Raw genomic sequence first — 20,348 nt, forward strand, 5'->3', positions numbered from 1 at the left:
ATGTGGTAGAGGGAGGTCTTACTCCCTAGGCGTTGGGCGCTAATGCAGGGGCTTATTATAGAAATGGGGCGGCTCTCCTGAGATCAAGGCACCAGGAAGCAGGCTGAAGGGGTGGCGCCTTCTAACAAACAATCAGGCATGAAACTTGCAACGCGAGTCATTTGCGCATATACTATCAAAGGTAGGTTGAAAAGGCGCCCATGTTGCAAATTCAGCAGACTTCTACACGCACAGTTATCACTGCGCATCTGACTCAGACCATGTCTCTGTTGCATCAATCGGTGGGGGAGTTGTGGCAGCAGATTCAGGCTGAATTGACCAATCCCGCCCTTGAACTGGTTGAGGAACGCCGATGCCCAATGTGCCATCGCTTACTGGAGGCCAGTGAGAGCGTTTGTCCCATCTGCAGCAAACCGCGGGGTAGTGCTCAGGATGAGGTGGTGGTTTTCATTTCCCCACGGGAGGACTTCTTCCCCACCTCCTCGGGCGAATGGAATGAGGAAACCGAGGAGGAGCTCTTGGAAGAGCGATTCTTCTCCGAACCACTTGAATTGTCTACTTATGTCCTGCGCCAGGTGGCGTTTGAGTTAGAGCATGACGACCAACTTATTGCAGCGCATTTGGCTATGCACCTGGATGAGGATGGGCTACTGAGGACTGAGGTGGCCGAGGTGGCGAGTTATTTCCACGTACCTGTCTCGCGGGTAGAACGCATTCGCCAGGCTATTCAACGCGTGGATCCATTGGGGGTGGGCTCCTATACTCCTCAGGAAGCCATGCTGGTCCAACTGGAGGTTCTTAAGGAATCTGACGATGTGCCCGATGTAGTGGAACTCTTGATCCGGGAGGGATTGGATGACTTAGGCAAGCGTCGTTACGCAGAGCTGGCGCGGCGGTTAGGCATGCCATTGCGTGCGGTCAAGGAAGCAGCTCAGTTCATCAGTAATAATCTGAATCCTTACCCGGCGCGGGGACATTGGGGGGATGTGCGGACCCCTGCTGCTGATGCACGGCGTGCTTTGACCTACCCTGATGTCGTCATCTCTCATCTCAATGAGGACCCTAATGGACCGCTGATGGTGGAGATTATCCTGCCCTTGCGGGGCGTTTTGCGCGTCAATCCAACTTTTCGACAGGGGCTTAAACTGGCGGAGGGGGAGGCGCGGGAAGAATTGCGTAGCGATCTAGATCGGGCCGCGCTCTTTATCAAGTGTCTTCAGCAGCGCAACCACACCCTGTTACGTCTAATGCGGCGTGTGGTGGAATTGCAACGTGATTACATCCTTAAGGGTGAGCGTTATTTGCGGCCCATCACTCGCCATCAAATTGCACGTGAGTTAAATCTGCATGAATCCACCATTTCCAGGGCGGTGGCGCAGAAAAATGTGCAACTTCCGAATAAGCGTATTGTGCCGCTGGCTTCCTTTTTCGATCGAAATGGCAATGTGCGGAGCGCCCTACGTGAGCTTATTGCTGGCGAGTCCTACCCGCTAAGTGATGCTGAAATTGCCGAGCGCTTGCGCCAGCAGGGCTTCAAGGTGGCGCGGCGGACGGTTGCCAAATATCGCACCATGGAAGGAATCCTGCCGGCTCACTTACGGCACTCCCCCTCTTGTTCCCCTTCTACTCCATAAGTTCCTCGATTGAGGCGTAAATGACGTTTTATCCTATTGGGCGCAATACCAAGAGCAATCTCTTTCGTGGCCTGGTCTTGCTGCTGGATCTGTGTAATGAGCCAGTTCTCCTGTTTGATACCCGCCAAAATCGTATCTTGTATGCTACCCCTCGCTTTTGTGAGTTGAGCGGTTATTATCTGAGTGAACTGCTGAAACGGGCCCCAGAGGACATTTTGGGTGGGGAAAACATCATGGATTTTGCTGAAAGCAGCGATCTGGATCTGGTGCTTCATCCTAAGAGTGGGAACGTGATCAGTGTGGTTGGGCGGTGGGTGCCTCTGGGACTCCCTGAACCCTGGGCGGCTTTACGCATCACGCCGGGGGAAGATCCCTCTGCCTCCATGCAGCGCTGGTGGTTGCAAGCGCTGGAAACCCTTGGGAGCCTACCACGTCTCTTTCGCCAGCCCACCCTGGAGCAGGCTGTTTGGGAGATTTTGAACTCACTTGCTCGTTTGTTTAAGGTGGCCTATGTGGGGGTTTATCAGGCTGAGAGTCGGTTCCCTGCGCTTCGGCGCATGGCGTGGGTTGGCAATGAGGCGTTATTTCCAGAGTCCCTTCCCAACACCGATTTAATCCGCCTGACGGCCAGCACCATTTGGGTGCCAGGTAAGCGGATTAATACCGAGGTCCACCGCGTAGCCCGTATGCACAACCTCAGTTACGTAGTGAGTGCCCCCCTTGGTTTTGAGCCAGCAATAGTGGGGTTGCTGATCGTGGCTGATTGGGAAAAATCTCCCCCGCCGTTTCTGTTGGAAGTGACAACGTTGGTGGCCAGTTACATTGACTTGCTTATTCAGCATTACCTGCGCAATGAGTCAATGCACATGGAAAAGGTTGTTTATGAACGACAAAACCAGATTCGAACGGCCATTGTTGAAAACAGCCACGAAGGCATTTTGATCCTGGATTCGGCGCTCTTGGTTGAGGATCTCAATTCAACGGCTGAGATGATGCTGGGATATACCCGAAATGAGGTGGTGGGCCATACGGTGGAGAATATCCTGATCAGTCCAGATCGCGTTATGCCAGCACTGATTAGCGCCAGCCAAGGAAAGAGTTTTCCCTCTTTACCAGGTGTGACCCTGCATCGGCGCAATGGGCAGTCGTTTCCAGCGGACTTAAAGATCTTGCCAGTTGAACGGGAAGGTGAAGTTCAAGCGGTGGTGGTCCTGATTAATGACATTAGTGAAAATGAACAGATTCGCGCTCAAACACGTCAGTTGGAACAACGGGCGTTCCTGGGAGAGTTTATGGGGGTTTTTGCCCATGAGGTTCTTAACCCTTTGAATGGTATTTCGACCGGTTTGGAGTTGCTAGCGGCGCGGTTGGGTGAGGATAGTCCCCACCGGGATCTAATAGCCCGTATGGAAGCCGATTGCAACCGCTTAGCGCATCAGATGGAGGCGTTGAAAAGTCTTTCCAAACCCTATGATCCTAAACAGGAGCCGGTGAATATCGGCGAAGTAGTAAGTCGCTTAGTGGAACGGTGGCGACCACGTATGGCCCGCCTGAAGATTACCCCCATTGTGCAGATAGATGAAAATGTACCTCCGGTTCTGGGGGACTGGCGCGCGTTGGAGCAGGTATTTATGAACCTGATCAGCAATGCAATGGACGCGATGAGCCAGGAAGGTGGGGTACTCTCTGTACGCGTTAAGCGCAATTATTCGGAGACATTGCGCCCCCAGGTGGAAATCACTGTCTCGGATAATGGGCCGGGAATTCCAGAGGAGATTCGAGAGCGGATTTTTCAGCCTTTCGTGACCACCAAACCCCATGGTACTGGCCTGGGATTGCCCATCACCAAGCGCATTGTTACGGCTCATCATGGTACGATTAAGGTCAATTCTTTTCCCGGTGGAACCGTGTTTCACGTCTTTCTGCCGGCCATTCCAGAAGACGAGGGGTAATCACAGTGGCAATCACAGTGGTTGTTGTTGAGGATGAAGATAATGCCCGCCTAAACATTATAGAGCATTTGAGTACGCTGGGGTATGAGACAATTGGCTTTAGCACGTTGGCTGAGGCCCGCGCTTGCTTGGAACGCGGCGAGGGTGACATTTTTATTGTGGATGTCCAATTACCCGATGGTTATGGCCCAGATCTGCTTTTGGAGAGCAGTCGTTTGTCCTTCCGGCCCCCGATGATCGTCATTACGGCCTATGGAGATATTGAAATGGCCGTGGAGGCGATGCGCAACGGGGCCAGTGATTTTGTGACCAAGCCATTTCAGCTGTCGCAATTGGCTAACTCGGTGAAACGCGCTAGTGAAATCGTCTTTATGCGACGCGAACTGGCTCACTGGCGCGAGGCACAGACGCGCGAGGTGAATTTTATCATCGGCAAGAGCCCCGCCATGCAGAAGGTCATTCTCCAAGCGCGCCGGGCAGCACAGGCGCAAGTTTCGGTGTTAATCACAGGCGAAACCGGCACGGGTAAGGATGTTTTAGCGCGCTACATTCACCAGAATGGCCCTCGGGCGTCTAAACCCTATATTGCGGTCAACTGTGCGGCTATCCAGCCGACCATGATTGAGTCGGAACTTTTTGGGCATGAGGCGGGAGCGTTCACGGGTGCAGAGAAACGCAAGCATGGCCTTATTGAAGTAGCGGATGGGGGCATCTTGTTTTTGGACGAGATATCTTCCATGTCGTTGGATATGCAGGCCAAATTGCTGCGGGCGCTTGAGGAGCAGGCCATTCGCCGTGTAGGCGGAACTACCATGATCAAGGTAGATGTGCAAATTATTGCGGCCTCCAATCGCAATCTGCAGGAAATGATCCGCTCGCAGCAGTTTCGCCAGGATCTTTATTACCGCTTAAAGGTGGTAGATTTGCACTTGCCTCCCTTACGGGATCGCAAAGAGGATATTCCTGAACTGGTGGGGTTCTTCATTCGACACCACAATGCCAAATTGGGGATGAACGTGCAGGATGTAACACCTGCTGCTATGGAAGCCTTGATGAAGTACGATTGGCCGGGCAATATTCGGGAATTAAACCATGCCATTGAACGGGCAATGTTGTTCTGTAATGGGCGCGTCGTTGATTGGGGAGACTTGCCGGCGGATGTGATCCAGGGTTAACGAACCATAGATTGGCATGCTTCTTGCATCATTCCCATTCGTCAGGCTTGCTAAAGTCAGGAGGATGGGAATGATGCCTTTTGAGATGACTAAAAATGATTTTTTCTTTACCATGGCTGGACTTTTGCTCCTGCTGGGGGTGGTTTGTTTTCTAAGCGGGCTGATCATACTGATCTCACGAGTTTTGGGAAGCGATGTACAACGTCTGGCTGCTCAAACTGCCAAAATGGTCCAGAAGGGGATTAGTGAAGAAATTGCTGGCCTGGTTGGTAATGCGGCGACTTTGATCGAATCTCTCAATCAACTGGTACACACTACGGCGGGGATCGGCGTCTTTCTGATGTTGGTGGGGATGCTCCTGATTCTGGCTTCTTATTTCCTAGTGGTGCGGATCGTCTAACCCCATTCATCCTAATCTCTTTCTCACGAGTTGAGGCCGTTATGAAGTTGCTTTTGGAATGGATCCGTGCGTCCTTGAACGAGCCTGAACAGGGCCTGGTGTTGCGGGCATTACGCCATGATCCCATTGTTTGGGAGTCACTTCAGGAAGTCAGTGTGCTAGGAACACTGAGTGGAGTCAAACGTGATGCTTGTGAGTTGTGGATGGCCGGGAGTTTGGCTATCTCCTTAATCCAGCCCACGGTTCATGCTACGGGGATCTCAGCCCTGCAACGCTTGGCCGGTGATGAATCCATTGTGCGTGAGGGGGTGACACTCCTGGGATGGGTGGAAAAGGGACATGCTCCAAGCAATTTGCGAGAAGCAGGGTTGGTAGCGCTGGAATTATGGCGACGCGCTCAGGAAACCTCTTGGGAAAATATCTTGCCTCATGAGCAATTTGAGACCGATCCTGAACGGTGGAATGCTCCCCTAGTTTGTCTATGGGGATACTTAGATGATCCTCATGCCTTGTTGGAATTCTTAGCGGCACTACCAGAGCCGCTGAGCTATCATCATGTGCTCCACGTTTTGCTTAGTCAACCCTTAAGCGATCAGGAACAGTGGGAGTATCTGCGCCCGGTGATCCTCAGGCAATCTCTGTCGCAGCAAGTGCAGTGGCCTTGGTACCTCCTTCAGGAAGGACGGAAAGAATTGGCCGGTCTCACAGCAAGTCATGTGTTGGTTCTTTCCCGAAGGGCTCTGGAGGCATGGTGTGACCAGGATATTTCTAACCTGACCACGTGGAGCGACCTGAAAGAACGTGCGTTCTGGTTGCATGCGACAGCGTTGTTGTTTCGACTGAGCGGTATGCCCGCGAGAAGCCTGGAGCGATTAGAACAATTACAGGCTTTGCTGGATTACTGGAAAGCCGGTGTGGCGATACAACAGATGGCGCTATATCCTTCTGGATCTTTAGGTCAAGAGGCTTCGACGAAGTTTCCTGGGTTGATCTTGGAGCAATTCTCTGTATGGGGATTAGGAGATGCGCTGGCCCTTTCCGGACAGGAGTTAGGAGAATGGGATATTAATACCCCGCCGATTCTACTGGAAGTTCTTAAGTGGGCCAGAAAAAGCGAAACAATTCCAGATGCGCAGCGCCAGATTCTGGTTGAGAGATTGCGCTCCTGGTTGGAGGATCAAGATGCGGCGCACCTTCAGAGGGTGATGGCTTGGCTGGGTAAAGTAGATCCCAAGCCCTTGTTAAGGGCATTGCAGCGTTTAGGGCTGAGTGAATTGGGCATTGAAGTAGGGCAGCGAGTTTTGGAGTATCTCTCTCCCTCCGAAGACCTCTTTCTCCAGATGTGTGATCTCTGCGATGAGGCGGGTTTTTATCAACAGGCGCTAATTTATGGATTACAAGGGGTTATCCACTTTCCACAATCAATTCCCATAAGGCGAAAACTGGCCCGTGCCTATGAGCGTTTGGAGGCCTGGGAGAAAGCATTAGAAGAATGGCGACATCTCACTGGAGATGAGACCTTGGAGGATAAAATCAATGATCGAATGTCGCTAATTTACTGTGCCATCCAGGTGGGGCGGTTTCAGGAGGCCTTTGAGGAGTGCCAGAGGGTCTTAAACGACTCGCCTGAAAACGGCATGGCTTACGCTTACCTTGGGGTCATCTTATTAGAAAATGGGGAGATGGAGGAAGCCGTTCAGGCTTTAACCCAAGCTACCCTTTTGTGTCCTACTGAGGCCTACCCCTGGGTAAAACTAGCCGAGTACTACCAGCGTCATGGCGAGGTCACAAAGGCGATCGACACCCTTCGCAGTGCCAGCCTTGTCTTGCCGACTTCGGCAGAAATTCATCTGGCGTTAGGAAAAATTCTCCTGGAGCGAGGGAATCTCTCTGAAGCGCTGCCTTACTTACGCCGTGCGAGTGATTTGACTCCGAACTCTTACGAAGCTAATCTCTTGCTGATCCAGACCTTGCTAGGGTTAGGCTATCATGAAGAAAGCCAGGCTGTTTTGATGCGGGCTGGTGCGCATTGGCCTGACGATCCCCACTTGATTTTCCTGAAGGCCTGCTTGCAGCAACGGTTGGGGGCAGAAGCCCATCAGGTGCGAGAGACGATGCGTTCCCTTTTGGATCACGGGGATGTGAGGCCCGAATGGGCATGGTTCTATCTCAAAACCTTGTGGAATAAAGATGAAGATCTCCTGAATCTGGGAGCACATGCTCTACCAGAGGAGTTGGAACAGGCACAGGCCTTGTTACGCCGCCTTCTGGTTCAGCAGCCTGATAATCAGAATGCCCAATTACTTATGGGATGTGTATTACTGGCTCGGGGGCAGAGCGAGGTGGCGTTAAGTATCTTCCAGACGCTGGAGAGTGATCGAAAGTCCCTGGAGTATTGCAAGCAAGCCGTCCTTCTGGGTGGGATTGGGATGAGTGCCTTGAAGCAACATCAGCCCGAGGTTGCTTTGGCGGCGCTGGAAGAGGCCATTGCCCTTTGTCCCGAGTGGCCAAGATTGCACATGGCGTTAGCAGAGGTTTATGCCTCTCTCAATCTCAAAGCCGCGGCTCAAGAAACTGCCAATCGGCTTCTGGATCACTTTGCAGATGATTTAGAAGTTGTGGAATGGTTTGTACAATTTGCAAATCAAGAGCAGTGGATAGAAGAGAAGATAAAAGGATTAGAGCAAGCCACAGCGTTGGTTCCACAATGTGGAACTTACTGGTTAAGACTGGCAGATGCCCTAGCCGAGGGGGGAGAGGAAGAACGCGCGCTTGAAATTCTAACGACACTTTCCTCTCAGCCTCATCTGGATGCAACGGTTGTGTCAATGCTCAGCCAACGCCTATATGCGCGCAACAACTATCTGCTGGCTGCCCACTCGTTGTGCCGATTGAAAGGGGAGGCAGAGTTCTGGAATAAGGAGCGGAGTTTGCAAGTTGCACTTTTGTCCTTTTTGGCGGGCGAGCTGGAAACAGCGCGGGCTGCTCTCCTGGAGACACTCGAAATGGCCCCTGATTGGCTACCTGCTCGCGTCGTTCAGGCGTATTGGTTAACCCGAGAGGGGCGAGCGTCGGAAGCAGTGGCTGTCCTAGAAGCCATCTTGCAGCAAAGGCTAGATGATCCGCTCTTTGAGGACTCTGATATCAAGGATTGGACTCATGATTTGCTTCAGAAGGGCGGAATTGACTTCTCGAGGGGTGCTGTTCATTTCCTGTATGCTCGTCTCAAACTTCGGTTAGGTGACATCGAAACTGCTTATGTGCATTTTGTACGTGCGGCAACTCTGTGCCCCCAGGCGCTGGCCTATCGTGGATGGGCAGTTTTGGCGGCGCAGGCAACATTACGTTTTACAGAGGTGCGCGCTCTTATAGAGGTTGAACCGGCTACCTTTGAAGCAATACAGTTAGGGGATGCAGAGCGAAACTGGCGTGCACTAATGATGCTTCTTGCCGGCGAGCTCGCGTTGGAAGAAGGCGATCTTGAAGGCGTTTATCAAAGGATTGAGCAGAGCCTGGCGTGGCGCGCTGACTTTCCCCGTGCCATCGCTCTCAAAGTCCGTTACTTGGCGACACTGGGGCGGTGGCGTGAAGCGCGTGCTCTTTATGAGCGTCTGGGACCCGTTATTCAGGCTGCACTCTTGGGCGTCTTTGAGGAGCATGAGGTAGGCATGGAATGGGGGTGGTTGGGCGAAGCGGCGCTGGCGGTTTTAGATTGGGAACGCGGGCTTCAATTGTTGCAAAGCAATGCCGAGCGGTTTTCTGGTATGCCGATAGCACACTGGCGGCTGGCACGTGCATGGGTGGTAACCCAAATGGCCTGTACTTGGGCAGATGTACTGGGGATTCAGGATCACCGGCCTCCTGAGATTCCAGATGTCTTGAAGCGCTTTGAGGAAGCCTTGGCAAAACTGAAAGATTGTAGCCAGGAAGCCCTCGTTGAACAGTTGCGTGTTTGGGGATATGGTGTCTTTGCCCCCACTTATTCCAATGTACGCGCGTTGGTTGGCCTACCGCTGAACAGTGAGCGCGCAGCCGCTTTGCTCGTGGCATTGGTTCATCTACAAAACTGGCCCGGCGCAGAAAAGGTGGCAGAGCAGTTCATGCAAGATGTCTGGATGCAATTCTACGCAGCCACTTTTCTAGGAACGCGGGCGCCTGAGAAAGGGATGATGTGGGCGCTCAAGGCTCTTGAGGAACTAAGCGATTTCCCACCTTTGTTTGTGGCGCTGGCGCGTTGTGCCCGTGCAGCGAGTAACCTGGAAGTAGCCCTGGAGGCCATGGATCGCGCATTGAATCTGTGGCCCTCTGAATGGAGGTGGCTAGAAGAGGCGGCCAGCCTTGCCATGGAAACCGAAAATCCCTCCCGGGCTGTTGACTTTCTGGAGCGCCTGTTGCAGGAGTGCCCCAACCATCTAGCAGCCCATCTGAATCTAGCCCGGTTGTATGTGGATCTCAATCAAGGAGTATTGGCCCGGGGACACCTGGAACAGGCTCTTCTATTAGCGCCTGAAAATCCAGAAGTTGTTCTTCAGTATCTTCAGACCCTGTGGGTTCTTGGAGAGGCTCAAAAGGTGGTGGAGATTGCTAAGAGCTATCTAGATAAATTTTCTGACCGATCCACGTTGCTAAAAGTGGCTGCTCGGGCGGCAATAGAAACGGGCTCTTGGGAGTACGCCAACACCTGGACGCAAACGCTTATAGAGAAAGGGGAAGATGATCCCGAGTCTGTCTTGTTGCGAGTGGCTTATCTAGAACGGAGGGAGGATAAGCGCAAGGCTTTGGCCTACTTGGATCGGGTCATTGAGTCCCGGGACGAGAATGTGGCACTACTGGGTGAAAAGGCTCATCTGATCAGTCAACTGGACGGTTATGCGCAGGCGTTACCCATTATCCAAAAGGTTTTGACCCAAGATCCGGAGAATTCTGCAATGCTTGGGCTGGCAGCACAAGCGTTTTGGTCATTAGGCGATATCACACAGGCGGAAGCGATGGCGCTTAAGGGGCTGCAAAATATGCCCGATCAGGAAAATCTGCACATGTTGATGGGGCAGATATGTTCCCAAAAGGGGCAATTGGATAAAGCCCTTTATCACTTTGGTGAAGCCTTGCGGCTGAATCCACAGAATCTTGAGGGCTATCTGGCCATGGCAAAAGTGTATCAACTACGGCGCGAATCTCCCAAAGCATTTGAGATCTATCAGCAGGCCTTGCGTATTGCCCCACGGGATCCGCGGGTATATTACGAGTATGGCTTAGCACTTCGGGATGGCAAAGATTATTTGGCTGCTGAGTCCATGCTGCGCCGAGCAGCCCAGTTAGCTCCGGACAATCTGGCCATCAAGCGTCAGTTGGGGGCTCTGGTGGCTTTGAATTTAGTGCATCAACCCCAGGAGGCATGATTCCATGGATAACCAATCCTCTATGCTACCCTCGATCTCGCGACTCTGGGAGCGTAAACAATGGCTGAGCATTATTCGGGTGGCAATTGAGGCACGAAGCCTGCGTTTTGCCCGTCAAGTGGCCATGGCCTGGTTGAATATTTATCCAGGCGATTTGACAATGAGCTATTGGCTAGCCAAGAGTTTCGTGCTAGATGGACTTATCGAGCAGGGGCAGGTTATTTTGGAGCGCGTTTTGCAGGTGGATCCAGAGTTTTATGAGGGCTATCGGCTGGTGCTTGATATTGCCGAGCGCGGAAATGCGCATATGGATCCTCAGGCAGCAAAAACAGCATTGTTTGTCCTGAATCCAGATTTTGAGCCGCTTGAGTCCATGCCTGAATGGGCTGAAAGGCTACGTCAGGCGCGCCAAGCTTTGGAGCAGGGGCACCTTGAGCAGGCAGAAAACCAGATTTATCGCGCCCTTACCCTGGCTCAAGATCAATTGTTGGTCTACCTAACCCACATTCGAATTCTACATCGCTTGCAAGATTGGGTTAGCGTTGTTCGATTTAGCAATCTCTATCGTCAGCGCTGGCCGGACTGTCTGGGGCTAACGCTGGCGCTGGCAGAGGGCAAACTGGCATTGGGGGATGAAGCTGAAGGTACAAGCCTGTTGCATCGGTGTGTGACTATGGACGTCGCTGGCCAGGTCATCCTGCGATGGTTAGGTCCTGGGCATCCTTTTTGGCGTCTCTGGCCTGATTCTTTGACCCTAACCTTTGATTTTCCGGTTCCGGCTGAGGTAGCTGCTCACTTAGGTTGGAACCAATTGTCTGAACCCTCGGTGCAAGAGATTTCTGTTGGAGATGTTGCGGTTGAAAATCTTAGATCTTTTGCCACAAACTCTCCGGAATATAAGGATAGTGAGCGAACGGTGAACGAGGAGCAGAGTGGAGAAGAACCTAAAAATGCTAATGAGAGTAGTTCTGTCTCTCATTTACCCCGAGCAAAGAGCCCTTGGGTTCTTGAAATTGAAAATGAACTTGATGCCATTGCCAAACGGATTAATCGCGGTGGTATTGCCCATGTAGATGGGCGATTTCCAATTTACGTAGTTTTCTCTTCTCGTGTGGGGTTAGAACAGCATTACGGTGAGCAAGCCGCTACTACCATCGTGGCTCAAATGCAGGAGTTGGTGGAAGTGGTAGCCAATGAGTTTGGCTGGGGTGCAATGATCTTCCTGCCGGATGATGCGGATTCTATGGCACGTTTAGGAATGAAACCCCTTGAAAAAACCGATGCATGGTCGCTCAAACTGGCGTTAGTGGATTTGGATGAGGTTCTAGCCAAACGGGGTGGCCGCATTGGCGCGTTACTAATCATAGGAGGGGATGAGATTGTTCCTTTCCATCGGTTGCCCAACCCAACTGACGATATAGACACTGAGGTGCTTTCAGATAATCCTTATGCTACCCGCGACAGCAATTACTTTGTCCCCGAATGGGCGGTAGGGCGTTTGCCTGGAGGGCGCGATCGCGATCCAGGGCCGATTTTGCAAAGCCTGCGATCTATGCAAAGATACCATCGCGAACGCCGCAGAAATCCTTCGTGGTGGGAGCGTTGGTTAGCTTTTTGGCGTTCGTGGGGCTTCCCGGAGCATCGCGGCTTGGGATACTCGGCAGCTGTATGGCGTCGAGCTGCCCTGGCTACTTTCCGGCCAGTGGGCCGACGGAAAATATTCTGGATTTCACCGCCTTATAAGCGAGAGCGACTGAATCCCAAGGTGCTTACCCGCACGGCATTGAACTATTACAATTTGCACGGGCTGATAGACGGGGCTGAATGGTATGGTCAAAAGGACCCCCATGATCCCACCCCGGGACCGGATTATCCAGTGGCCTTGACCCCAGGTGACCTCGTTAAGAATGGTAAAGCCCCCCGGATTGTATTTAGCGAGGCTTGTTATGGTGGTCATATCCTGGGTAAGAGCGATCAGGATTCAATTGCTCTGCGTTTTTTAGATATTGGTACGTTGGCGTTTGTTGGTTCAACCAGCATCTCCTATGGGGCGGTTCAAAGCCCATTGGTTGGTGCTGATTTGCTCGGTTACTACTTTTGGAATGGATTGCGTGCGGGTTATTCAGCGGGTGAGGCGCTCTTGCTAGCTAAAATCGCCCTGGTGCGAGAAATGAACCGCCGTCAGGGTTTTCTGGACGGTGAAGACCAGAAGACTCTCATCTCATTCACGCTCTATGGGGATCCATTGACGTATGGGCTGGACCTGCTCAAACCCTCCAAGCGTCTGTTTCGATCCTTCCAGCGACCTAGGGTGAAAACCATCGCTGATCAGCCGAATGGCAAGGCTCTCCCCGAAACGATGAGTGGTCATCTGGTAGCTGAAGCCAAAAAGATTTTGGAACCCTTCTTGCCTGGATTGGCGCAGGCGGAATGGCGGCTTAATGTTGCCCGATCTACGGCGGGTGAAAGAGAGGCCAATCCAGTATCTGGAAAGTCCGCTTTAGGCAACAGTAACGAGCCGTTGGTATTGGTTTTCCACAGGAACCAGATTGAAGGCGGAAAGGCCCATCCCTATTTTGCCCGGGTTACCATGAGCAAGGAGGGCAAGGTGATGAAGGTTTCGATCTCACGTTAATGGAGGGGACGTAATCGTTGATCCCTGCGTACGCGGCGATTCCTTTTGCTCCTGCAGTACCAAGTCGATAAACAGGGCCGCCGACCAGCCAAACACGTGGGCGGCCTTTTCACAGGCTTCGCCAGTTTCGGGGTGGTAGTACTCCACAATGTCTTGGTTGCGATTGATCATTTCTAGGGTGCGTCGGCGTAGGGTTTGTCCAAGTTCGGGATAGCCAGTGCGCATCAACCCTTCGATGAGGAGGTAGTTAACGTTGACCCACGTTGGCCCGCGCCACATCTGGGTTGGGTTGTAGTGCGGGTCATTGAGGGCAACAGTAGGTACTGGGAAAGCAGGCCAGAACTCCGCTGGATTGATCAGGTGTTGAACCAAAGCGGAGTGAATAGGGGCAGGCAATTGCCCGGTTAGTAAGGGAAACAAACTAAATGGTGTCAGGATCTTAATGGGTTTTTCGTGATGCCAGGGCCAGAACACACCGGCTTTGGCATCCCATAGCTTTGCGATCATACGTGAGAGCAATGCCTGGGCTTGAGTTTGCCAGCGTTGAACATCTTCGCTCAAGTTGAGCACCTTGGCCATTCTTGCGAGGGCTTCTAATTGTAGGAAGAGATACGTATTCAAGTCGGGAGAAGTAACCGGCATCCCCTCATCCCACAAGGGACTGTCATCCAAGCCGGAGGAGTAGGGATGTTGATATTCGCACAGGCCATCTTCATCGATATCGTTCTTGCTGAACCACCATGTGTTCCAATGCACAATCGCATCATAAATTTCTTTCAAAAACTGTTGGTCCCTAGTGCTCAGGTAAAGCTTCCAAGCCGCCCAACCCAAAATAGGGGGCTTGGTCACATCTGCCTTTACTGGAAAATCCAAGTGGGTGATGGTGCCTTCGTCATGGACAGCGTCAGGAAGCATGCCATCCTCGCGTTGGTGGTCGAGTAGCACACGGAATTGGTCCTGCGCTAGACGAGGGTTCACGTGGCGGTAGGCGAGCGCATGAAAGAAGGCATCCCATTGCCAGACGCCAACGTAGAAAGGCTTGGAGGGCACCATGGCTTCACGGGTGGTGTAGAAGCGTGTGGATATTAACCCGGCGCGCATAATCCACCAGGCGTAGTAATATTGCAGTTGGTAAATACCCTCCACCCGGGGCACGGCTTGGAACCACTCTTCCCATCGTTGCAAGGCCGCGGTAAGGGCTTGTTGGAGGTCAGGAATGTAACGATTGAAGCCCAGACGGGGTGTGATGTTAAGTAGCAGGGCGTTGGGATCACCGTGGTCGAATAAGATCTCAACATTAATTTCATTGGGTTGCTGAAGGGTGATTTGATTCTTAAGCATGGGACGGTCGCTGGTGTAAGCCACGTTGCGTCGAATATCCCCCACCATATGGAGAATCCCTCCACGCCGATCCGTATGCCCCTGATTGACGTGAACGATAAACCGCAGTCCGCAGCGGGCTGTGGGGAGGAGGATGAGAAGCGTTTCAGAGTCAGCGAACGTGAGTGCAAAAACACCCTTGGATGTGCCGATTTCGATCAGATGAGGATACGTTGTGACCTGATCAAAATCCAGTGGGTGTCCAGCCTCATCGCAAAAGGTCAGGTTTTCGATCAGTGGCGGGCGATAACGATATCCAGAGAGGCGGGGGTCAATTTTGAGCCATCGTTCGGCGAGCCGAATCGTCAGCGAGTTATTATTGCGTAAGACCAGCAAGCGTGAACCGCGCTCGGTGAAGGGAACATTAATCAAATCGATCCGGTTTTTTAGTAGGGAGCAAATCGAATTTTGGGGAGGAGCGTACAGACCGGATTGCATACAATAGGCCTCACTATAGAATCTCCAACCACAAAAGTCCGTATGGGGGGAGGCTCACTTCCAGAGGATCCTTCAAGTCGATAACCTGACCGGATAACAATTCTAATCCCTTCGTCCCGAAAAGTTGGAATGAAGCAAGGGGAACTTTAAGGTTTTGCAATTCGGCGCTTACGTTATGCACACATAGCACGATTGAGGAAGCCTCTGGAGTTTGGCGGATTAGGCAGAAAACCGCAGGTGAAAGCGAAAGCACCCTTTGAAAGCCATAAGGGTTGAAGGCAGGGCTTTTCTGCCGGGCTTGTATCAGGGCTAACATGCCCTCAAGCACACGTGCTTCACGAGACTTGGGATGACTTAGTCTTTCCTCAATCGTTCTTAATGAAAACTTCTGGCGATTGATGGCTCGGTTGTACCCTAACAAACGTACCCCCTCGTTCCAATTCGACGAGCCAAGCAAACTGTGAACGTAGATTCCGGGGATTCCCTGCAAAGCCATTAAAATAGCGTGGGCTAACAAAAAGCGCCGGAGAGAGAGCTCCTCTGAGTTGGGATCTGCGAGGGCATCAAAGTAGGTGATATTGAGCTCATAGGGGCTCAAGGTACCATCTGGATTGCTTTTATAAGAAATCAATCCACCCCGCTCTTGAACTCGGGTGATTAGGGTCTCAATTTCGGTTTCGCTCAACATCCCGCGTACGGGATTGATGCCGATTCCGTCATGGGAGGCAAGAAAGTTGAAAAACGTCACCTCTGAGGAAGGTAGTTTGAGCGCTGTAGCGGCCCATTGGGTCATCTTTTCCGCATTTCCGCTATAGAGAGTATGGAGCATTAACGGTGGGAGGGCGAAGTTATAGACCAGATGCGCCTCGTTATATCCGTCTCCAAAGTAGGAAAGGTTCTCGGTGTGTGGAACGTTGGTCTCAGTGATCAAGAGCGCCCAGGGTGCGATCTGTTTCACGATTGTTCGGAAGAGACGCACCAAACCATGTGTTTGAGGTAGGTGAATGCAGGGTGTGCCAATCTCTTTCCAGACATAAGCCACTGCATCCAGACGGATGATTCGGGCGCCGTGCTCGAGGTAAGTGAGTAAGACGTCTACCATCTGGAGTAGGACTTGAGGGTTTTTGTAGTTGAGATCCACCTGGTCGGCACTGAAAGTGGTCCAGACCCACAGGGTTCCCTGAGGGGTTTCAAAAGGGGTTAATAGAGGCAAGGCGCGAGGGCGCACTACAGCGGAGAGATCAGTCTCAGGGGAGGCAGTGAGGTAGAAATCGCTAAAATTCGGGTCCCCTTTCAGAAAACCCTGAAACCATGGGTTTTGCACCGAGGTGTGATTGAGCACCAGATCTACCATCAAGATAAATTCAGAGGCCAGCGTTTGGATGTCATCCCATGTGCCGAGAGCAGGATTGACTTGATAGAAGTCGATGACCGAGAATCCATCGTCTGAGGAGTACGGAAAGAAGGGCAGGATGTGCAGCCCCGACAAGGCGCTTTTCAAGTGATGCCGACAAAACCGGCGCAAGGTCCTTAAGGGGCGTTCGCCATCCGCGGTAAACTGATCTCCGTAAGTAATGAGGATGACATCTTGGTGATCTAGCGGGTGGGTTGGAATGGTCGGCGGATGGAAGCGCTGAAGACGTGCCACTAACGTGGGCAGGAGGCGATGGGCGGTATCGCTTCCATACAAGAATTTTAGGTGCTCAAGAAGGGGGGTGGGGTTAATGTTCATCCGACCGAGGGGGGCCAGCAAATTACCGTGATTGAAGCGTTATCGGGAATTAGGGAAAAGACACGCTCAAATGGGAAATGAGAGGCCTGGACGATTAATGTGGCAATTGCCAGACCATGTGAGACCAGGAGCACGCGCTGACCGGGGTGCCGGGAGGCAATATCATTGGCGGCAGCGGCCATCCGTTGGGCTACTTCCAGCACACTTTCACCGCCGGGAGGTCGGACCTGTAAAGGCTGCTCTTGACGTTGAGATATGTGATGGGGAAAGCGAGCAACCACTTCGGAGAACTGCATTCCCTCCCATTCGCCTTGATGGATCTCGCGCAAGCGCGGATCCACAATAACGGGACAGTGAACACGGGCAGCAAGGATGAGTGCCGTGTCGTGGGCGCGCTTCAAGTCGCTGCTGTAAATGGCGGCAAAGTGATGCCCGTCTAGAGAAGCAGCAACGTGCTTGGCCTGTTCTATCCCGGTGGTGTTGAGGGGCACATCTGTCTGTCCCTGATAGCGGCCTTCCAGATTCCAGTCGGTTTGGCCATGGCGGACAGCCCAGATTTCGCATTGGGTTGGATGACAAGAGGGTTTAGGGGTGACCATCTGGGTGATTTTCTAAATATTCGGGGATTTCGATCATAGGTGGGCGCTCTTGCTCCACCACTTCCTGAACTACGAGTGAATAGCGGCCTTCTTCGTAGCGGATAAACTTCATGGACTTATTGACCTCTTCCAGAATGGGGAGGTGGTAGCGTTGCTCAAGTTTGCGAATAAAAGCCTGGAGAATTAGAAAGGACATTCGACTCAACGCCTCGAGGGGTTGATTGTGATGAATACGTTCCTGAAGGTCTACCTGGGCGATTGCAGAAAGTCCGAAATGTTCAAAAACGTCAATGAGCAGTCCAGTTTCTACACCATAACCAGAGAAGAAGGGCAAACGCTCGAGGGCCCGGCGACGGCCTCCGTATTCGCCGGAAAGCGGTTGGATTACCCCGGAGAGTTCGGGGTAGAACATGTTAATTAATGGGCGAGCGGTCAATTCGGTGACACGTCCTCCGCCAGTGGCTTGGATTTTCTCACCCTCACGGATAGGGCGACGATAGAAACCTTTGACAAACTGGATCTGAGGGAAGTGGAGTAGGGGGCCCAATATGCCGTAGACGAACCGTGGATGGATGTTAACAATATCCGTATCTATCCAGAGGATAATATCTCCTTTGGTGACGTATAGGCTTTTCCATAGGGCCTCTCCTTTCCCCTTGCGGGCCCCATATTGAGGCAGAACTTGCTGGTGAATGTACACGGGAATGCCAAGGTCGGCGGCAATTTCTCGCGTCCGGTCGGTGGAATTGGAATCCATCAGAATAATTTCGTCCAACAGGGGGACCTGATCCATCAAAGCAGATTTGACACAGGATATGACTTGCCCAACGGTCTCTTCTTCATTGAGTGCCGGAAGAGCCAGGCTAATGGTCAGATTTTGTTTCTCTTTTAGAGTCACCAGTTCGTTTAAGTCTGCAAACTCATCCGCATGAAAGGTGTTTTCGGCAAACCATTTATCTACCAAAACCGAGATGGCTTTGTAACCGATCCGCTCGCTTTCGGGTCCACTCCAAGTTGTGGGCAGGGGTTGGGCGCTCTTAACGACGATAACCGCACATGAGGCTTGATTGAGCAGAGTTTCGGCGGTAAGGCCTAAACCGCTGGTCTCGGGGGTCGGTCGCGCAGCTGCCCCGATAATTAGCAGATCGGCCCGTTGGGCTTCTTCCAGGATCGCGTGAGCGGGTTGATCGGCAGCAGCGGTTTTATAGGTAAGTTCTCGGAAACTGGGGAGGATACGCGCCAGCCCACGGAATGGACCTTCAATCTGACTGCGCTCTGGCCCGACTAGATGCAGTGCTGTGATGCGATAATCGTGCAAACCCAAAGCCATGCGTAGGCCAAGTTCAGCATGGGGGCCACCGCGTAGGGGGAGCAGGATGTTGCCTTTGTATTCCGGCCATGGGCCACGAACTAGTGCCAAATTACAAGGCGCAGAGGAAAGGACCTCAGGGAGAGTGAACAGTCCCTGAAAATGATAAGGGATTTCCAGGACGAGTAAATCGGGCAGATCATTTTCCAGGCGCTGGCGTAAGTCTACCCATCCAGTCGATTCGGAAAGGACTTGGACGCGATTGGTAAGACCAAGTGACTCGCGCAAAGCGGCAGAGATTTTGTGACCTTTAGAGTGGGGGTGAACTCTCTCTCCGGACGAAGGAGAGGTAATCTGGTAGATGGCAAGCTCGGCATTGAGTGCGTGGGCCAGTCTTAACGCGTGGTAAGGTAAAGCCTGCCCAAGGACGGGGACGGCGACCCGTCGAAAGGGGATGAAACGTTTTTCAGTAATCATAGGCCCTCCAGCAAGGGGGCAATCTGGCGCTGGTAGACGACTTCCCATGAAAAATTGAGGCGCACACGACTACGTACTCGATAGAGAGGATCTCCTTCGAGGCGTTCCTTGATAGCGTGGGCAATGGCGGTGGGTGGTGTCTCTGGAGTGAAATAATAAGCGTCTTCCTGGGCGATTGCGCGTAAAGGCGGAATTCCGGTGCAGAAAATGGGCAGGCGACTGAGACCAGCCTCTAAAAGTGGAATCCCAAATCCCTCTTCGCGGCTGGTAAGCAAAAGAGCATCCGCAAGGCGGTAAAGGTCTGCAATCACGATATCACTTACGCCTTCTGGATGAAACTCTGCCAGGAGGTGAACGGAGTTCTCAATCTTTAATTGGGCACGTAGGGAGAGGAGGGTTTGATAGTAGTTCAGGTTATCAGGATTATGGGCGCCCGGTGGTCCTGTGATGATGAGTTTGGCTTCAGGGAGGAGCGCATGCAGTTCCGCCATGATCTGGAGAGCTTGCTCCAGATTTTTGCGCCGGGTAATGCGTACCGGGCAAAGCAGGATGGGCATTGCAGTGGCAAGGTTGAGGCGCTCAAAGAGATCCCGAGTAACTTCAGAAAGGCCTAAAAATTCGGCTTGTTCAATTCCAGCAGGGATAACGTGAATTTTCTCGCAAGGCAATCCACTTAACTGACTCCACTCAAGACACCGAGCCTCGGATACAACGACTTGAATAGTATTGGGCCAGGCTTGGCGTAGAAGATCCCACGGCCAGCCTGGATGCAATTCCTTTTGGTAACGCTCGGCCGTCCAGGCCAGGTCGTGATGCCATAGGATGACCCGCCGGGGGATGCCGCGGTGGGTGAGATGATAAAGGGCTACCGTAAGGGGTAAGTTTTTATGCTGCGTGGCTACGTTGTGAGCGATGAGCACATCAGCCTGAAGCAGATAGGGTTCCAACAATCTCTCCAGGGTGGCTACCAGGGCATCCATGTTTGGCGGTACGTGCCCCTGGTCAAGCTCGCCTTTGGCCTCGAGAATTTGCGGATGGCGAGAATCAAGGAGGGGGAGAACATGCACCGGGATACGATCATCCCAGGTCCCGCCCCGCCCAGCCAGGATGGTGACCTGATGCCCCGCCTTGAGCAAATATTTGGCCTGACGCGCTATTACCGCTTCAACTCCGCCGATGATGGGGGGCGCTGCGTAGTGAAGCAGGACAAAGTGCATA

General features: G+C 52.5%; 11 protein-coding genes. 6 read left to right on the forward strand and 5 right to left on the reverse strand.

The features are described from left to right. Positions 1-200 precede the first annotated feature (200 nt). From Q0721_RS09310 to Q0721_RS09335, 6 genes are all read left to right on the forward strand, one after another. Positions 201-1,634 carry a hypothetical protein gene (locus Q0721_RS09310; protein ID WP_299028734.1) on the forward strand — a complete coding sequence of 478 codons (1,434 nt, stop codon included), beginning with the start codon at positions 201-203 and terminating at the stop codon, positions 1,632-1,634. Between the two features lie 20 nt (positions 1,635-1,654). Beyond that, a complete protein-coding gene (locus Q0721_RS09315; RefSeq protein ID WP_299028741.1) occupies positions 1,655-3,586 on the forward strand; it encodes an ATP-binding protein in 1,932 nt (643 codons plus the stop codon). A 5-nt stretch (positions 3,587-3,591) separates the two neighbouring features. Further along, positions 3,592-4,761 (forward strand): sigma-54 dependent transcriptional regulator, encoded by a 1,170-nt coding sequence (locus Q0721_RS09320; RefSeq protein ID WP_299028743.1) that lies wholly within the window; start codon positions 3,592-3,594, stop codon positions 4,759-4,761. A gap of 70 nt (positions 4,762-4,831) precedes the next feature. Then, positions 4,832-5,161: a hypothetical protein gene (locus Q0721_RS09325; protein WP_299028746.1), complete on the forward strand. Its 330-nt coding sequence runs from the start codon at positions 4,832-4,834 to the stop codon at positions 5,159-5,161. 41 nt (positions 5,162-5,202) lie between these two features. Beyond that, positions 5,203-10,560 carry a tetratricopeptide repeat protein gene (locus Q0721_RS09330; protein ID WP_299028749.1) on the forward strand — a complete coding sequence of 1,786 codons (5,358 nt, stop codon included), beginning with the start codon at positions 5,203-5,205 and terminating at the stop codon, positions 10,558-10,560. Positions 10,561-10,564: 4 nt separating this feature from the next. Then, positions 10,565-13,195, forward strand: a complete 2,631-nt coding sequence (locus Q0721_RS09335) for a C25 family cysteine peptidase (protein WP_299028752.1) — start codon at positions 10,565-10,567, stop codon at positions 13,193-13,195. Here the strand turns inward: Q0721_RS09335 and Q0721_RS09340 are convergent. Genes Q0721_RS09340 through Q0721_RS09360 form a run of 5 tightly spaced genes read right to left on the reverse strand, consistent with a single transcriptional unit; the run spans position 13,187 to position 20,347 of the window. Continuing rightward, positions 13,187-15,013: a trehalase family glycosidase gene (locus Q0721_RS09340; RefSeq protein ID WP_299028755.1), complete on the reverse strand. Its 1,827-nt coding sequence runs from the start codon at positions 15,011-15,013 to the stop codon at positions 13,187-13,189. The two genes, Q0721_RS09335 and Q0721_RS09340, sit on opposite strands and share 9 nt — an antisense overlap. 13 nt (positions 15,014-15,026) lie before the next feature. Next, a complete protein-coding gene (locus Q0721_RS09345) occupies positions 15,027-16,745 on the reverse strand; it encodes a sugar phosphorylase (RefSeq protein ID WP_299028757.1) in 1,719 nt (572 codons plus the stop codon). Continuing rightward, positions 16,742-17,344 (reverse strand): alpha-ribazole phosphatase, encoded by a 603-nt coding sequence (gene cobC, locus Q0721_RS09350; RefSeq protein ID WP_299028760.1) that lies wholly within the window; start codon positions 17,342-17,344, stop codon positions 16,742-16,744. Before cobC ends, Q0721_RS09345 begins: the two co-directional genes overlap by 4 nt. Continuing rightward, on the reverse strand, positions 17,331-19,130 hold the full coding sequence (locus Q0721_RS09355) for a glucosyl-3-phosphoglycerate synthase (protein ID WP_299028763.1): 1,800 nt from the start codon (positions 19,128-19,130) through the stop codon (positions 17,331-17,333). The genes cobC and Q0721_RS09355 overlap by 14 nt, the downstream gene beginning before the upstream one ends. After that, a complete protein-coding gene (locus tag Q0721_RS09360; protein ID WP_299028766.1) occupies positions 19,127-20,347 on the reverse strand; it encodes a glycosyltransferase in 1,221 nt (406 codons plus the stop codon). Before Q0721_RS09360 ends, Q0721_RS09355 begins: the two co-directional genes overlap by 4 nt. Between the last annotated feature and the right edge of the window lies 1 nt (position 20,348).

It is taken from the genome of uncultured Thermanaerothrix sp. (assembly GCF_938028735.1).
GTDB lineage: Bacteria > Chloroflexota > Anaerolineae > Anaerolineales > Anaerolineaceae > Thermanaerothrix.

Excerpts from the sequence above, each read along its gene's own strand:
- Q0721_RS09310 (WP_299028734.1), top strand. The coding sequence starts at position 201 with ATGTTGCAAATTCAGCAGACTTCTACACGCACAGTTATCACTGCGCAT.
- Q0721_RS09315 (WP_299028741.1), top strand. The coding sequence starts at position 1,655 with ATGACGTTTTATCCTATTGGGCGCAATACCAAGAGCAATCTCTTTCGT.
- Q0721_RS09325 (WP_299028746.1), top strand. The coding sequence starts at position 4,832 with ATGATGCCTTTTGAGATGACTAAAAATGATTTTTTCTTTACCATGGCT.
- Q0721_RS09330 (WP_299028749.1), top strand. The coding sequence starts at position 5,203 with ATGAAGTTGCTTTTGGAATGGATCCGTGCGTCCTTGAACGAGCCTGAA.
- Q0721_RS09335 (WP_299028752.1), top strand. The coding sequence starts at position 10,565 with ATGGATAACCAATCCTCTATGCTACCCTCGATCTCGCGACTCTGGGAG.
- Q0721_RS09340 (WP_299028755.1), bottom strand. The coding sequence starts at position 15,013 with ATGCAATCCGGTCTGTACGCTCCTCCCCAAAATTCGATTTGCTCCCTA.
- Q0721_RS09345 (WP_299028757.1), bottom strand. The coding sequence starts at position 16,745 with ATGAACATTAACCCCACCCCCCTTCTTGAGCACCTAAAATTCTTGTAT.
- cobC (WP_299028760.1), bottom strand. The coding sequence starts at position 17,344 with ATGGTCACCCCTAAACCCTCTTGTCATCCAACCCAATGCGAAATCTGG.
- Q0721_RS09355 (WP_299028763.1), bottom strand. The coding sequence starts at position 19,130 with ATGATTACTGAAAAACGTTTCATCCCCTTTCGACGGGTCGCCGTCCCC.
- Q0721_RS09360 (WP_299028766.1), bottom strand. The coding sequence starts at position 20,347 with ATGCACTTTGTCCTGCTTCACTACGCAGCGCCCCCCATCATCGGCGGA.